Origin of the sequence: Cellulosimicrobium cellulans, from assembly GCF_016907755.1 — a bacterium.
GTDB classification, from domain to species: Bacteria; Actinomycetota; Actinomycetes; order Actinomycetales; family Cellulomonadaceae; genus Cellulosimicrobium; species Cellulosimicrobium cellulans_D.
Map to the genome: position 1 here is coordinate 2,930,583 of NZ_JAFBCN010000001.1, position 15,010 is coordinate 2,945,592.

General features: G+C 73.1%; 11 protein-coding genes and 1 tRNA gene. 5 read left to right on the forward strand and 7 right to left on the reverse strand.

What is annotated here, in order from left to right; genetic code table 11:
* Positions 1-55: 55 nt before the first annotated feature.
* Together rpsA and JOE63_RS12855 are read right to left on the reverse strand one after the other, a co-directional pair.
* Positions 56-1,540: a 30S ribosomal protein S1 gene (gene rpsA / locus JOE63_RS12850; RefSeq protein WP_047232834.1), complete on the reverse strand. Its 1,485-nt coding sequence runs from the start codon at positions 1,538-1,540 to the stop codon at positions 56-58.
* Between the two features lie 211 nt (positions 1,541-1,751).
* Positions 1,752-2,777, reverse strand: a complete 1,026-nt coding sequence (locus JOE63_RS12855) for a 6-phosphofructokinase (RefSeq protein WP_204541848.1) — start codon at positions 2,775-2,777, stop codon at positions 1,752-1,754.
* A gap of 228 nt (positions 2,778-3,005) precedes the next feature.
* Here JOE63_RS12855 and JOE63_RS12860 point away from each other — a divergent pair, with 228 nt between their 5' ends.
* Positions 3,006-3,869, forward strand: a complete 864-nt coding sequence (locus JOE63_RS12860) for a class I SAM-dependent methyltransferase (RefSeq protein ID WP_204541851.1) — start codon at positions 3,006-3,008, stop codon at positions 3,867-3,869.
* Between the two features lie 10 nt (positions 3,870-3,879).
* Here JOE63_RS12860 and polA read toward each other — a convergent pair whose 3' ends face one another.
* Positions 3,880-6,585, reverse strand: coding sequence for a DNA polymerase I (gene polA / locus JOE63_RS12865; protein WP_204541853.1), 2,706 nt, complete (start codon positions 6,583-6,585; stop codon positions 3,880-3,882).
* A gap of 97 nt (positions 6,586-6,682) precedes the next feature.
* Here polA and JOE63_RS12870 point away from each other — a divergent pair, with 97 nt between their 5' ends.
* Positions 6,683-7,066 (forward strand): hotdog fold thioesterase, encoded by a 384-nt coding sequence (locus tag JOE63_RS12870; protein ID WP_087472984.1) that lies wholly within the window; start codon positions 6,683-6,685, stop codon positions 7,064-7,066.
* A gap of 27 nt (positions 7,067-7,093) precedes the next feature.
* On the opposite strand, the gene JOE63_RS12875 is transcribed toward JOE63_RS12870, so the two are convergent.
* Positions 7,094-7,759 carry a GNAT family N-acetyltransferase gene (locus tag JOE63_RS12875; protein WP_157759639.1) on the reverse strand — a complete coding sequence of 222 codons (666 nt, stop codon included), beginning with the start codon at positions 7,757-7,759 and terminating at the stop codon, positions 7,094-7,096.
* 235 nt (positions 7,760-7,994) lie between these two features.
* Entirely contained in the window at positions 7,995-8,615 is a 621-nt protein-coding gene (locus tag JOE63_RS12880) for an ANTAR domain-containing response regulator (protein WP_053370758.1), read from the reverse strand.
* A gap of 193 nt (positions 8,616-8,808) precedes the next feature.
* On the opposite strand from JOE63_RS12880, the gene JOE63_RS12885 reads away from it, so the two are divergent.
* The 3 genes from JOE63_RS12885 (at position 8,809) to JOE63_RS12895 (ending at position 12,575) form a co-directional block, all read left to right on the forward strand.
* A tRNA-Leu gene (locus JOE63_RS12885) sits at positions 8,809-8,882 on the forward strand.
* Between the two features lie 124 nt (positions 8,883-9,006).
* Entirely contained in the window at positions 9,007-11,250 is a 2,244-nt protein-coding gene (locus JOE63_RS12890) for a glycoside hydrolase domain-containing protein (RefSeq protein ID WP_204541856.1), read from the forward strand.
* Positions 11,247-12,575, forward strand: a complete 1,329-nt coding sequence (locus JOE63_RS12895; RefSeq protein ID WP_204541860.1) for a glycosyltransferase — start codon at positions 11,247-11,249, stop codon at positions 12,573-12,575. Before JOE63_RS12890 ends, JOE63_RS12895 begins: the two co-directional genes overlap by 4 nt.
* On the opposite strand, the gene JOE63_RS12900 is transcribed toward JOE63_RS12895, so the two are convergent.
* Both JOE63_RS12900 and pyk read right to left on the reverse strand, forming a co-directional pair.
* Positions 12,547-13,404 (reverse strand): nucleotidyltransferase domain-containing protein, encoded by an 858-nt coding sequence (locus JOE63_RS12900; protein WP_204541863.1) that lies wholly within the window; start codon positions 13,402-13,404, stop codon positions 12,547-12,549. The two genes, JOE63_RS12895 and JOE63_RS12900, sit on opposite strands and share 29 nt — an antisense overlap.
* Positions 13,405-13,576: 172 nt before the next feature.
* The gene (gene pyk / locus JOE63_RS12905; protein WP_087472173.1) at positions 13,577-15,007 is read right to left on the reverse strand and encodes a pyruvate kinase; all 1,431 of its coding nucleotides are present in this window, start codon (positions 15,005-15,007) and stop codon (positions 13,577-13,579) included.
* Positions 15,008-15,010: the final 3 nt, after the last annotated feature.

The window sequence follows — 15,010 nt, forward strand, 5'->3', positions numbered from 1 at the left end:
GGGCCTTCGTGCGACCTGCGACGTCTCCGCCAGAACGGCGGAGGGCGTCAGGAGATCAGTTGCCGGTGAGCTTCTCGCGGAGCGCGGCGAGCGCCTCGTCCGACGCGAGCGTGCCCGTCGCCTCGGCGGCCGGGGCCGACGAGTAGGACGTGCTGCTCGAGGACGACGACGAGCTCGAGGAGCCCGAGTCGCCCGACGCGGCGTCGAAGTCGGCCTTGACGGCCTCGGCGACCTGCTTGCGGTGCGCCTCCCAGCGCTCGTGGGCCTTGGCGTACTCCGCCTCCCACGCCTCGCGCTGCGTCTCGAAGCCCTCGAGCCACTCGTTCGTCTCCGGGTCGAAGCCCTCGGGGTACTTGTAGTTCCCCTGCTCGTCGTACTCGGCGGCCATGCCGTACAGCGCGGGGTCGAAGTCGTCCGACTCCGGGTCCACGCCCTCGTTGGCCTGCTTGAGCGAGAGCGAGATGCGGCGACGCTCGAGGTCGATGTCGATGACCTTGACGAAGACCTCGTCACCGACGTTGACGACCTGCTCCGGCAGCTCGACGTGGCGCACGGCCAGCTCCGAGATGTGCACGAGGCCCTCGATGCCGTCCTCGACGCGCACGAACGCACCGAACGGGACGAGCTTGGTGACCTTGCCCGGCACGACCTGACCGATCGCGTGGGTCCGGGCGAACGTCTGCCACGGGTCCTCCTGCGTCGCCTTCAGCGACAGCGAGACGCGCTCGCGGTCGAAGTCGACGTCCAGGACCTCGACCGTGACCTCCTGGCCGACCTCGACGACCTCGGAGGGGTGGTCGATGTGCTTCCAGGACAGCTCGGAGACGTGCACGAGGCCGTCGACCCCGCCGAGGTCCACGAACGCACCGAAGTTGACGATCGAGGAGACGACACCGGGGCGCACCTGACCCTTCTGCAGCGTCTGCAGGAAGGTGGAGCGGACCTCGGACTGCGTCTGCTCGAGCCAGGCACGGCGCGAGAGGACGACGTTGTTGCGGTTCTTGTCGAGCTCGATGATCTTCGCCTCGATCTCCTTGCCGACGTACGGCTGGAGGTCGCGGACGCGACGCATCTCCACGAGGGAGGCCGGGAGGAAGCCACGGAGGCCGATGTCGAGGATGAGACCACCCTTGACGACCTCGATGACGGTGCCGGTGACGACGCCGTCCTCCTCCTTGATCTTCTCGATCGTGCCCCAGGCGCGCTCGTACTGGGCGCGCTTCTTGGACAGGATCAGACGGCCTTCCTTGTCCTCCTTCTGGAGGACGAGGGCCTCGACCGCGTCGCCGACGTTGACGACCTCACCGGGGTCCACGTCGTGCTTGATGGACAGCTCGCGGGAGGGGATGACGCCCTCGGTCTTGTAGCCGATGTCGAGGAGGACCTCGTCGCGGTCCACCTTGACGATCGTGCCTTCGACGATGTCGCCGTCGTTGAAGTACTTGATGGTCGCGTCAACGGCGGCGAGGAAGTCCTCCTCGGTGCCGATGTCGTTGACGGCAACCTGGGGTGCGGACTTCGCGGGGGTAGAGATGGTCATTGAGTTCGATGCTCCGATGCGGACAGGTGTAGTCGAGCGGGTAGGGTTCTCGGCGCGCCGCTGCCGCTGGTCCGTGGACCAGGTGACGTCATGGTTGGCGTCGTGGTCCGGGACGAAGGCAGGCGCAACGCACCGCCGTCCACCTTATCCGGGTGTCACCCCGGTGGTCAACGCGAGCGCGGTGGCCCGGCGTCCTTCACCCGAGGTCGCCTCAGGCGAGCACGCGCGCGACGCGCAGCAGCTCCTCGGGAACGCGCTTGGGCCGGCCGGCGACCTCGGCCAGGGGCACGAGCTCGACACGCTCGCCGCGCAGCGCTGTCATCACGCCCGACGTCCCGGCGCTCACCGCGTCGACGGCGGCGACCCCGAACCGGCTCCCGAGGATGCGGTCCGTGGGCGTCGGCTCGCCGCCGCGCTGCACGTGCCCGAGCACTGTGAGTCGCGTGTCGAACCCCGTGCGCTCCGCGATCTCCGCACTGACCCGCTCGCCGATCGACCCCGCGACGATCTCGCCGAAGCGACCGAGCTGCTGCGTGAACTCCATCGACGACCCCTCGCGCGGGACCGCGCCCTCCGCGACGACGACGATCGAGAAGTTCGCGTGCGCGCGGTGCCGGTGCCGCAGGAACTTCACGAGCTGGTCGATGTCGAACGGCTCCTCGGGGGCGAGGACGACCTCGGCGCCGCCCGCGATGCCCGCGTTGACCGCGATCCACCCGGCGTGGCGGCCCATGACCTCGACGACCATGACGCGGTTGTGGCTCTCCGCCGTCGTGTGCACACGGTCGAGGGCCTCGGTCGCGATGTTCACCGCGGTGTGGAACCCGATCGACAGGTCCGTGCCCTCGACGTCGTTGTCGATCGTCTTGGGGATCGCGACGATCTTGACGCCCGCCTCCGCGACGCGGCTCGCGGCGTGCAGCGTGCCGTCGCCGCCGATGCAGATGAGGGCGTCGAGGTGCTCGGCCTCGACCGTCGCGAGGACGGCGTCCATGCTGCCGTCCTCCTCGCGCGGGTGGAACCGCGCGGTGCCCAGCAGCGTCCCGCCGACCGGCAGCACGTTGCGGATGTCCTGGCGGCCGAGCGGGTGCACGTCGCCGTCGACCACGCCGCGCCAGCCGTTGCGGAAGCCGATGATGGTGTGCCCGTACTCCCCCGTCCCCTGCTTGACCACGGCCCGGATCGCCGCGTTCAGGCCGGGGCAGTCGCCTCCGCCGGTGAGAAGTCCGATGCGCACCTGTGTCCTCCGTCTCGTCGTCGCGTCGCGCGTCCTCGCGCGCGTGCCCGGCGTCGACGGAGGTGCCGACCTCCGCGGCACCGCGTCGACCCCAACCCTAGTCAACCCGGCGCCGCGGGTCACGGTCCGTCCCGGTCCTCGGGCACGCCGACGACCAAGGTCCCGAGCGCCCGGGCCGTGCGGCGCGCGACGGCGCCGGCACAGGGCGTCGCCCGGGAGAATGGCCGCATGAGCGCGACCCCGCCGCCCGTGCCGCCCCAGGTCCCCGCCCTGCGCGACGTCGCCCCGCCCGGTCCGACGGCCGACGCCGGCTACCGCGACGTGCCCGCCGCCGAGGGCGGGAACGCCGGGCGCGGGTGGTGGGACGCGAACGCCGCCGAGTACCTCGACGAGCACGGGGCGTTCCTCGGCGCCGTCGACTTCTGCTGGTGCCCCGAGGGGCTGCGGGAGCGCGACGCCCGACTGCTCGGCGACGTCGCGGGACTCCGCGTGCTCGAGGTCGGCGCCGGGGCGGCTCAGTGCTCGCGCTGGCTCGCCACGCAGGGGGCGCACGTGGTCGCGACGGACGTCTCCCGGGGGATGCTCGCTGCGGGGACGGCGCTCGACCGGGCGACAGGGATCCGGGTCCCGGCCGTCCAGGCCGACGCGCGCCGCCTGCCGTTCGCGGACGACGTCTTCGACGTCGCGTTCACGTCGTTCGGCGCGATCCCGTTCGTCCCCGACGCCGACGCGATCCACCGCGAGGTCGCGCGCGTCCTGCGGCCCGGCGGCACGTGGACGTTCTCGGTCACGCACCCCACACGCTGGGCCTTCCCCGACGACCCGAGCGCCCACGGGCTGACCGCGAACCGCTCCTACTTCGATCGGCGCCCCTACGTCGAGACGGACGACGCCGGTCGCGTCGGCTACGCGGAGTACCACCGCACGCTGGGCGACCACGTGCGCGAGGTGGTCGCCGCCGGGCTGGAGGTGCGCGACGTCGTCGAGCCGGAGTGGCCCGCCGACAACACGGAGGTGTGGGGCGGGTGGGGCCCGGTGCGCGGCGCCTACCTGCCCGGGACGGCGATCTTCCGCACGCGCCTCCCGGGCTGACGAACCCTCGTCAGTGCCCCGCGTCGTGCCACGTGGCGCCGACGCCGACCGAGACGTCGAGCGGGACGTCGAGATCTGCCGCCGCACCCATCTGCGTGCGCAGCACGTCCTCGACGGCGTCGCGCTCGCCCGGGGCGACCTCGACCACGAGCTCGTCGTGCACCTGCAGGAGCAGGCGCGAGCGCAGCCCGCGCTCGTCGATCGCCCGCTGGACGCCCAGCATCGCGACCTTGATGATGTCGGCCGCGCTGCCCTGGATCGGCGCGTTGAGGGCCATACGCTCCGCCATCTGGCGACGCTGGCGGTTGTCGCTCGTGAGGTCGGGCAGGTACCGGCGGCGCCCGAGGATCGTCGCCGTGTACCCCGTGGCGCGCGCCTCGTCGACGACGCCAGTGAGGTAGTCGCGCACGCCTCCGAACCGCTCGAAGTAGTCGTCCATGAGCTTCTGGGCCTCGCCGACCTCGATGGTGAGCTGCTGCGAGAGCCCGAAGGCCGAGAGCCCGTACGCGAGTCCGTAGGACATCGCCTTGATCTTCGAGCGCATCGCGGGCGTGACCTCGGCCGCCGGCACCTCGAACACCCGTGAGCCGACGTAGGAGTGCAGGTCCTCGCCCGACCGGAACGCCTCGATGAGACCCTCGTCGCCGGAGAGATGCGCCATGATGCGCATCTCGATCTGGCTGTAGTCGGCCGTCAGGAGCGTCTCGTAGCCCTCGCCGACGACGAACGCGCGGCGGATGCGCCGCCCGGCCTCCGTGCGGATCGGGATGTTCTGCAGGTTCGGGTCGGTCGAGCTGAGGCGACCCGTCGCCGCGATCGTCTGCTGGAACGTCGTGTGGATGCGGCCGTCGTCCGCGACCGACTTGAGCAGGCCCTCGACCGTCTGGCGCAGGCGCGAGGCGTCGCGGTGGGCCAGCAGGTGCTCGAGGAACGGGTGCTGCGTCTTGACGAAGAGGTCCGCGAGCGCCGACGCGTCGGTCGTGTAGCCCGTCTTGATCTTCTTCGTCTTGGGCATGCCGAGCTGGTCGAACAGGACCTCCTGGAGCTGCTTGGGTGAGCCCAGGTTCACCTCGCGCCCGATGACCGCGTACGCCTCGGCCGCGGCCGTCGCGACGAGGTCGCCGAAGTGCTGCTCGAGCTCGCGCAGGTACTCGACGTCCGCCGCGATGCCGCGCTGCTCCATGCGCGCGAGCACCTGGGCCAGCGGGAGCTCGAGGTCCGTGAGGAGGGTCGTGGCGTCACGGTCCTCGAGCTCGCCGGCGAGGACGTCCCCGAGCTGGGCGACGGCGAGCGCGCGGACGGCGTCGCGCTCCTGCTCGCCGTTGCCGTCGAGCGAGAGGTCGAGCGCACCCTGCGCGTCGTTGCCGGCCTCGGTGTCGGGACGCAGCTCGCGGTGCAGGTGGCGCACGACGAGGTCGCCGAGGTCGTAGCCGCGCTGGTCGGGGTGGCACAGGTAGGCCGCGAGCTCGGTGTCGAACGTGACGCCCGCGAGGTCGTAGCCGCGCGCCGCGAGCTCGTGCCACGCGGCCTTCGCGCCGTGCACGACCTTCGGCCGCTCCGGGTCCGCGAGCCACGTGGCCAACGCCTCGTCGTCGGCGCCCGCGACGTCGGCGAGCTCGAGCGCGACCGCCGCCCCGGCGTCGTCGGACACCGCGAGGCCCCACGCGTCCCCGCCGCCCGGCACGGCCTTGCCGGCCACCTCGACGCCCAGCGGACGCGCGCCGTGCTCGGCGAGCCACGCGCCCAGGCCTCCCGGCAGGACGTCGGCGAGCGTGACGTCGAACCCCGCCTCGGCCTCGACCTCGCCCTCGGGGGCGATCGCGAAGAGCCGGTCGCGCAGGGCTCGGAACTCCAGGGCGTCGAGCACGCGGTGGGCGGCCTCGCGGTCCCACGGGCGCGTCGCGAGGTCGTCGGGGCCGACGGGCAGCTCGAGGTCGCGCAGGAGCGCGTTGAGCCGTCGGTTGAGGCGGACCTGGTCGAGGTGCGCCCGGAGGTTCTCCCCCGCCTTGCCCTTGATCTCGTCCGCGTGGTCCAGCAGGCCGTCGAGATCGCCGTAGGCCGTGATCCACTTCGCGGCCGTCTTGGGGCCGACGCCGGGGATGCCCGGCAGGTTGTCCGAGGTCTCCCCCACGAGCGCTGCCAGGTCGCTGTACCGCTCGGGCGGGACCCCGTACTTCTCGACGACGGCCGCGCCGTCCATGCGCGCAAGCTCGGAGACCCCCTTCTTCGGGTACAGCACGGTGACGTCCGGGCCGATGAGCTGGAACGAGTCGCGGTCGCCCGAGCAGACGAGGACCTCCATCCCGGCGGCTGCCCCCTGCGTGGCGAGCGTCGCGAAGATGTCGTCCGCCTCGTAGCCCTCGCGCTCGAGCGTCGGGATGTGCAGCGTCTCGAGGATCTCCTTGATGAGCGGGACCTGGCCGCGGAACGGCTCGGGCGACGACTCGCGCGTGCCCTTGTAGCTCGGGAGGATCTCGGTGCGGAACGACTGGCGACCCGCGTCGAAGGCGACGGCGACGTGCGTCGGCTCCTCGTCGCGCAGGAGGTTGATGAGCATCGACGTGAAGCCGTACACCGCGTTCGTGTGCTGCCCCGTGGTCGTCGAGAAGTTCTCCGCCGGGAGCGCGAAGAACGCGCGGTAGGCCATGGAGTGTCCGTCGATGAGCAGGAGGCGAGGTCGCGCGGAGGTCGTCACGGGTGCCAACCTACAGTCCATGACCGACACGCACGGCCCCGACCGGACCACCGACCCCACCGCGCCCGCGCCTGCCGCGGCAGGGGCCCCCGAGGCCCCGCGCCACGCCTACGAGGCCATGGGCCTGCGTACCGCGGGCACGCTCATCGAGCGCATGGGCATCGAGCTGGAGGACGTGAGCGCGGACCGCGTCACCGCCCGCATGCCCGTCGCGGGCAACACCCAGCCCGCCGGGCTCCTGCACGGGGGCGCGTCGGTGGTGCTCGCCGAGACGCTCGGATCGATCGCCGCCCAGCTCCACGGCGGGCCGGGGCGCGCCGCGGTGGGCATCGAGGTCAACGCGACGCACCACCGAGGGGTGCGCGACGGCTGGGTCCACGGGGAGGCGGTCGCGGTGCACCGTGGCCGCACGACGGCGAGCTACGAGATCGTGGTGTCCGACGACGCGGGGCGTCGCGTGTGCACGGCGCGCCTCACGTGCATGATCCTCAGCCTGGACTGACGACGCCGCGGGCGCCCGTCCGCCGGCTCAGCCGGGCAGGGTCTCGCGGGCCTCGACCGGGGTCACGACGCCGCTGCGGCTGCGGTACTCCGCCTGGAACTCGCGCAGGTCGACCGGGCCGGACATCGTCTCGGTCCGGGCGCGACGGCGGCGCGCGATGAGATCCTCGAGGGACCGGGTGCCCCGGCGGGTCGGCGTGAGATCGGCCGCGAGGCGGCGCTGCAGCACCGCGGTCGACACGACGCGGTGGCCCGCGACCGGGCCGAAGCCGAGCCGCGCGAGGAAGCGCTGGACGCCGCGCGAGCCGGGGATCGGCACCGAGTAGACGTGCGTCGCGCCGGCGGTGGCGGCGAGGTCGGCGGTCGCGCTGAGCAGTGCGTGGCCCACGCCGCGACGGCGCGCGTCCTCGCCGACGTAGACGGCCTCGACGTACAGGCTCGGCTCGTCGGCGAACAGGTGCGGGTCGAGCACGCGCGCCAGCACGAACCCGACAGGACGGCCGTCGTGCAGGGCGACGAGGACGTTGCCGCCGGGCAACGTCAGCAGCACCGACAGATGCCGGACCAGGCGGTCCTCGTCGGGCGCGCAGATCTGGGCCCCGGACGCCGACTCGCGGCGAGCCTCCGAGCACAGCACAGCGATCCCCGGCAGGTCGTCACCGACCGCGGGCCTGACCTCCACTGCTGGGCGCACCGCGCTCCTCCTCGTTCGCACCGTGGGACCGACGGCACCGAGGGACGTGGGGGGTGAGATGGTCCACGTCGCTCGGACGGCGCCGTCGGCCGTCGACTGAGCACTACGTGGCGACCGCGTGTCCACCGCCCCGGGAACTACTGGACGCCAGTCCAAGACGATAGCCCGCCCGGGACGCCGTGACAAAGGTCCTGCTCAGGACCCCGGCCACGGCCGATCGGTCGCCGCCGCAGGCTCAGGCGCCGCCGACCTGCTCGATGACGGCGTCCGCGACCTCGCGCATGGTGAGGCGACGGTCCATCGACGTCTTCTGGATCCAGCGGAACGACTCCGGCTCCGACAGGCCCATCTTGGTCATGAGCAGACCCTTGGCGCGGTCCACGCGCTTGCGCGTCTCGAAGCGCTCGGCCAGGTCCGCGACCTCGGACTCGAGCGCCGTGATCTGCGAGTAGCGCGAGATCGCGATCTCGACCGCGGGCAGCAGGTCCGCCGGCGTGAACGGCTTGACGACGTAGGCCATGGCCCCCGCGTCACGCGCCCGCTCGACGAGCTCCGCCTGCGAGAACGCCGTCAGCAGGACGACGGGCGCGGCGTGCGCCTTGCCGATCTGCTCCGCGGCGGAGATGCCGTCGAGCTCGGGCATCTTCACGTCCATGACGACGACGTCGGGCTTGAGCTCGAGCGCCAGCTTCACCGCCGTCGCGCCGTCGCCGGCCTCGCCGACGACGTCGAACCCGGCGTCGCGCAGCGTCTCGACCACGTCGAGACGGATCAGGGCCTCGTCCTCGGCGACGACCGCGCGTCGCGCGGGACGGCCCGACGGGGCGGGGGTCGCGGCGGGCTCGGGCTCGATCATCGGGGGCAGGTCGAGCGGCTGCTTGTCCTCGGGCTGCGCTGTCTGGTCACTCACGGGGTTCACTGTAGTGCGCCGCACCCCGTGCCGCCCCCGTGTTTCACCCTCGGAGGAGTGTGATTCTCGTGAAGGCGCACGCGTGTGGTTCGATGGTGCACGCGCTGCGGACCCGGTCGGACCGGTCCCGACGCGCACCGCCCCGGTAGCCCAACCGGCAGAGGCGTTCGGCTCAAACCCGATCCAGTGTGGGTTCGAATCCCACCCGGGGCACCCTCCGTCCCTGGCGACGTCCCGACGTCGTGACGCCCAGGAAACCGCAGGAAACACTCTCGTCACACCCTGCTCGTACCGTCCGAGCAGGGCGCGTCGCCGTGCGTCCGGTGGGAGGTGACCGGTGCTCGAGCACGTGGACCCGTTCGTGGGGACGGGTGTGACCGACCTCCCGACGCCGACCGGTCTCGCCGCGACGTGGTGGTCCCCCAAGCCGCTCGTCGGGAACACCCACCCCGGCGCCGCCCACCCGCTCGGGATGGTCTCGGCGTGCGCCTACTCGGGCGCCTACCCGACGGGGTACGGCCGGTACGACCTCGGCACCGAGGGCGTGCCGAGCACGCTGTTCGACCATCCGGTCGCGTCGGGCCTCACGCACTTCCAGCAGTCCGGCACGGGCGCGATCCGCAAGTACTACAACTACGTGCGCGTGACGCCCATGCTCGAGCCGCTCGACGCGCTCGGCCGGCACTGGGACCTGCTCGGCGAGGAGGCCTCCCCCGGGTACTACGCCGCCACGCTCGGCAACGGGGTCCGGTGCGAGGTCACGGTCGGGCCCAAGAGCGCCGTCCACCGCTACACGTTCCCCGCGCACGCCGACGCCCGCCTCGTCGTCGACCTCTCGCTCGGCGGGCTGGCGATCCCTCACGGCACGACCGTGCCCCTGCGCGCGCACCTCGCGACGCTCGGCCCGGGGACGGCGGCCGGCGAGATCGTCGTGGAGGGTGCGCCGCTCGCGGTCCACCTCCAGTGCGACGCCCGCCGCTGGCGGCAGATGCTCTGGTACGACCGCCGGCTGATGCCGGGGAGCACGCGCCTCGACCTCGGCGGGATCCGTCCCACCACGCTGCGGTCGTTCGGGCTGCTCTGGGCGGGTCCGACGACGCCCGGGCAGGTCGTCGAGCTCCGCCTCGGGTTCTCGCTGCGCGGCCCGGAGCGGGCGCGCGCGAACCTCGTCGCCGACTGCGGTCCCGCGCCCGCGGCCTTCGAGGCGCGGCACCACCGCACCGCGGCGACCTGGAGCGAGCACCTGGACCGGATCGAGGTCGCGTGCCCGGACCCCGAGCGCCGGACCGTCTTCGCGACCGCGCTCTACCACGCGCTCCTCAAGCCGTGCCTCGCCCCGGACGAGAGCCCGTTCTGGCCGGGCGACACGCCCTTCGCGTTCGACGTGTCGACGATGTGGGACATCTACCGGACACAGCTCCCGCTCCTGACGACCTTCTGGCCGGAGCGCGCCGTCGAGCTCGCCGCCGCGCTCCTGCACGTCTGCGAGGAGGAGGGGAACTTCCCGATCGGCTACCGGATGGCGCGCGGGGCCGACCGCTTCTCGCGCCAGGCGAGCGCGCTCGCGCACACGTTCCTCGCCGACCTGTGCGCGCTCGACGAGCCGGGCCTCGACTGGGACTGGGCGCTCGTGCACCTGCACAACGACCTGCGCCGGACCTACGGCGAGGACTACCTGCTCCACGGCGTCGCGCACCCGATCAGCCACACGCTCGATCTCGCGTTCGGCTACTGGTGCACCGCGCTCGTCGCGCGCCGCGTCGGCGACCACGCGCTTGCCGACGAGCTCACGCGGCACGCCCGCGGGTGGGTGAGCGCGTTCGATCCCGCCACCGGGCTGCTGCACGACTCGACCTTCTACGAGGGCGGTCGGTGGAACTACTCCTTCCGCCTCCTGCACGACATGGCGGCGCGGATCGGGCTCGCAGGCGGCGACGAGGCGTTCGTCGCGCTCCTCGACCGGTTCTTCGGCGTCGGTGCACCGGCCGTGAGGCAGCCGGGCGAGCAGCCGTCCGCCGCCGAGATGGCCGCCGGGTACGCGCTGAACCGCTTCGAGGGGCTGAACAACGAGCCCGACATGGACGCGCCGTGGGCCTACCACTACGCCGGGCGCCCCGACCGGACGGCCGAGGTCGTGCACGCCGCGGTCCACCAGCGCTTCGGCACCGGGCCGGGCGGCCTGCCCGGCAACGACGACTCGGGCGCGCTGAGCTCGTGGTACGTCTGGGCGTCGCTCGGCCTGTTCCCGGTCGCCGGGCAGGGGATCTTCCTCGTCAGCGTGCCGTCGTTCGCCGAGTCCCGCCTCCACGTCCCCGGCGGGACGCTCACGATCGAGACCACCGGCTTCGTCGAGCCCGGCCCGCGCACGCCGCCGCAGCACGTGCGCGCCGCGTGGCTCGACGGCCGCCCGCTCCACCGCACCTGGCTCCCCGCGACGCGCGTGCGCCGCGGCGGGCGCCTCCTCCTCGAGCTCGGTCCGCACCCCTCCGACTGGGGCACCGCGCCCGAGCACCGGCCGCCGTCGTACCCCGACGGGAGCCCCGCACACCACCCGACCGACCAGACCCCGGAGACGTCATGACCACCACCCCGCGCCAGACGCCCGCCCGCCGCCTCGTCGTCGTCGTCCGCGCCGACCCTGTGATCTGCGGCCACTCGGGCGAGGCCCGCAACCTCGCCGAGGCCGCGCTGCGCCGCGGGTTCACCGAGGTGCGGATCGTCACCTGGCCCGTCGAGCGCCTCGAGGCCGCCGGGCTCCCGCTGAAGCCTCTCGACTCCGTCCTCCCCTACGGCCCGGGCATCACGGTCGAGCGGCCGGGTCCCGTCGGCGACTACAAGGTGCCCGACGGCCGATACCTCGCCGGGCTCACCGGCCGCCTCGTCGAGCTCTTCACCGACGGCGTGCCCACCGTCTGCCTCTCCTTGTACCTCAGCCCGCACACCACCGCGGTGACCGACGCCGTGCGCGTGGCACGCAGCACCGGCCTCCCCGTCGAGGTCGCCACGATCGCCGAGGCGGTCGGCTCCGACGTGACGAACGTCGTCCGCTCGTGCGTCGAGGACGGGCGCTTCGGGGCCGCCGCGCACGTCCTGTCCGGGTATCTGGCCAGCGACCTGTGCGTCGCCGTCTCGCGGTACACGCGCGACCTGGTGGTGGCGTGCGCCCAGGAGATCGACGACCGGCACGGGACCTTCTTCGCGGAGCAGTGCGCCGAGCGCGTGCAGGTCTCCTTCCCGGCGATCGACACCGGCGCGTACACCGGTCTCGACCCGGCCGTCACGCGCGACGTGCTCGCCGGGCGCGGTCTGGACGACCGCCCGTACGTGCTCTTCCTGTCCCGCCTCGCCGCCGCGAAGGGCGTCGACGACCTGATCGACGGGTTCGCGCTGGCCACGCGCGCCGCCGGCGCCCGCCTCGTCGTCGCAGGCCGCGGGCCGGCCGAGGCCGACCTGCGCGCCCGCGCCGCCGCGAGCCTGGCTGCCGACCGGATCGTCTTCCTCGACGACGTCGACGACGCGACCAAGCCGCACCTCATGGCCGGCAGCGCCGCGTTCGTCCTGCCGAGCAAGCCACGCCCCGAGTTCGTCGAGACGTTCGGCATCGCGCTCGCCGAGGCGATGCTCTCCGGCGGGGGGCCGGTGATCACCACGGACACCGGTGGCATCGGCGAGGCCGTGGGCCCGCACGCGACGATCGTCCCGACGCACTCCCCTGCCGCGGTCGCGCACGCGCTCGACGAGGCGCTCTCCCTCGACCCCCCGGCGCGTCGGGCGCGCGCCGACGCGGCCCGGACGTACGCGTCGCAGTTCGACCGGGCCGCCGTGCTCGACGCGATGCTCGCCCGTCTCGTGGCGTCCCCCACCGCGCCCCGGTGGGTCAACGAGCTGCGTCCGGTACGCGCCTGAGGCCGGAGTCCGACGGCGGCGCGTCCGGGCCGTAGCGCGACACCAGCGTCCGGAAGGACTCCGCGGCGACCGCGCGCGCACCGGCGCGGTCGCCGTCGCGCTCCACCGCCTCGGAGGCGAGCGCGAGCTCGTCGGCCACGAGGTGCGCCAGGGGCTCCGGGACGAGGCCGGCACCCATCTCGCGCGACACCGCCTTGAGGGCCACGAGCTCGGACACCGCCCGCACGACGGTCTCGGGGGCTTCGCCCTCCACGAGCAGCGTCCCGAGGTCCATCGGCGGGACCGCCGCCTCGGCACGCACCCGGAGCCAGCGCAGCGTCGCCGCCGGGCGCACGGCGTAGAACACCTTCTTGAGCGGCACCTCGGGGTCCGACCACCACCGCTCCCGCTGTCCCCGAGCGACGTGCAGGTAGTGGCGCCGCAGCGCGTGACGGTCGACGACGCGCTCCGCGAGCGCGAGCAGGTCCGCCCGGAACGCGTCGTCCGCGCGGTACACGATCGGCGACCGCAGCCACTCCAGCAGCGTCGCGTTGCCCCGCACGAGCAGCCGCACCGCCTTGAGCAGGTCCCAGCCGTTCACGTCGAGCACGGCGTCCAGGGGCGTCTCGACGACGTCGCGCCGCGGCCACGGGTCCAGGTAGTCCGCCGTCGAACGCACGTAGACGAACCGGCAGTCGTAGTCCGAGTCCGGCGACGGGAACCCCCACGCACGGCTCCCGCTCTCCACCGCGAGCGGCAGGGCGACCTGCTCGACGCGCACGACGGCGTCCAGCCGCGCGTCGACCCGACGCACGACCGCAGGGTCCAGGGAGTCCGGCACGGCACGCATCCCGCGAGGGTAGGGACACCGCGACCTCCGTGTCGTGGTCTTTCCGTCCCTGACCACCCACGCGCGGGGTGGTCGCGGGGCTCGACGGCGAGACGACGACGGCGGCGCCCCCGCGAGAGGGGCGCCGCCGTCGGGCGTCGCGCGAGACCGCGCCCTCACGGGCGCGACGGCGTCAGGCGCGCGTGTCGGAGTGGTCGCCGATCTTGTGCACGAGGATCGAGTTCGTCGTGCCCGGCTGGCCCACGGGGGCGCCGGAGACGACGACCACGAGGTCGCCGACCTCGGCGAGGCCGTTGGCCTGGAGGGTCGTGTCGACCTGGCCGACCATCGCGTCGGTGTTCTCCACCTCGGGCACCTGGTAGGTCTGGGTGCCCCACGTGAGCGACAGGACGTTGCGCACGTGCTCGCGCGGCGTGAAGGCGAGCAGCGGGATGGACGAGCGCAGGCGCGACATGCGGCGCGCGGAGTCGCCCGACTGGGTGAACGTCGCGAGGTACTTCGCGCCGAGGATCTCGCCGATCTCGGCGGCGGCACGCGTGATGGCGCCACCGCGCGTGTGCGGGGTCGAGCCCAGCGGCGCGATGCGCTCGCGGCCGGCCTCCTCCGTCGCCTCGATGATGCGGGCCATGGTCTCGACCGTGAGGATCGGGTACTCGCCCACGCTGGTCTCGCCCGAGAGCATGACCGCGTCGGCGCCGTCGAGGACGGCGTTGGCGCAGTCGGACGCCTCGGCGCGCGTCGGGCGCGGCGAGTTCGTCATGGACTCGAGCACCTGCGTCGCGACGATGACGGGCTTGGCGTTGCGACGCGCGAGCTCGACGATGCGCTTCTGGACGAGCGGGACCTGCTCGAGCGGGAGCTCGACCGCGAGGTCACCGCGGGCGACCATGACGCCGTCGAACGCGTCGACGATCTCGGCGAGGTTGTCGACGGCCTGCGGCTTCTCGATCTTCGCGACGACGGGGACCGTGCGGCCCTCCTCGTCCATGATCCGCTTGACGTCGTCGAAGTCCTTCGCGGACCGCACGAAGGACAGCGCGATGATGTCCGCACCGAGCTGGAGCGCCCAGCGCAGGTCGTCCTGGTCCTTCTCGGACAGCGCCGGCACGGAGACCGCGACGCCCGGGAGGTTCAGGCCCTTGTTGTTCGACACCGGGCCGGCGACCTCGACGCGCGTGACCACGCGCGGGCCCTCGACGGCGGTGACGCGGACGAGCACCTTGCCGTCGTCGATGAGGATCGGGTCACCGACGCGCGCGTCGCCCGGCAGGCCCTTGTGCGTCGTGGAGACGAGCTCCTTGGTGCCGACGACGTCCTCGGTCGTGATCGTGAAGGTGTCACCCTCCTCGAGCCAGTGCTTCTCGTCGCCGCCGAAGCGGCCCAGGCGGATCTTCGGCCCCTGGAGGTCGACGAGCACCGCCACGGAGCGGCCGGACTCGGCGGCGGCCTCGCGCACGCCCTGGTAGACGGCCGCGTGCTCCTCGGCGCTGCCGTGGCTGCGGTTGATCCGCGCCACGTCCATCCCCGCGTCGACGAGCGCGCGGAGCTGCTCCTTCGACTCGGTCGCGGGTCCGATGGTGCAGACGATCTTTGCTCTGCGCATATC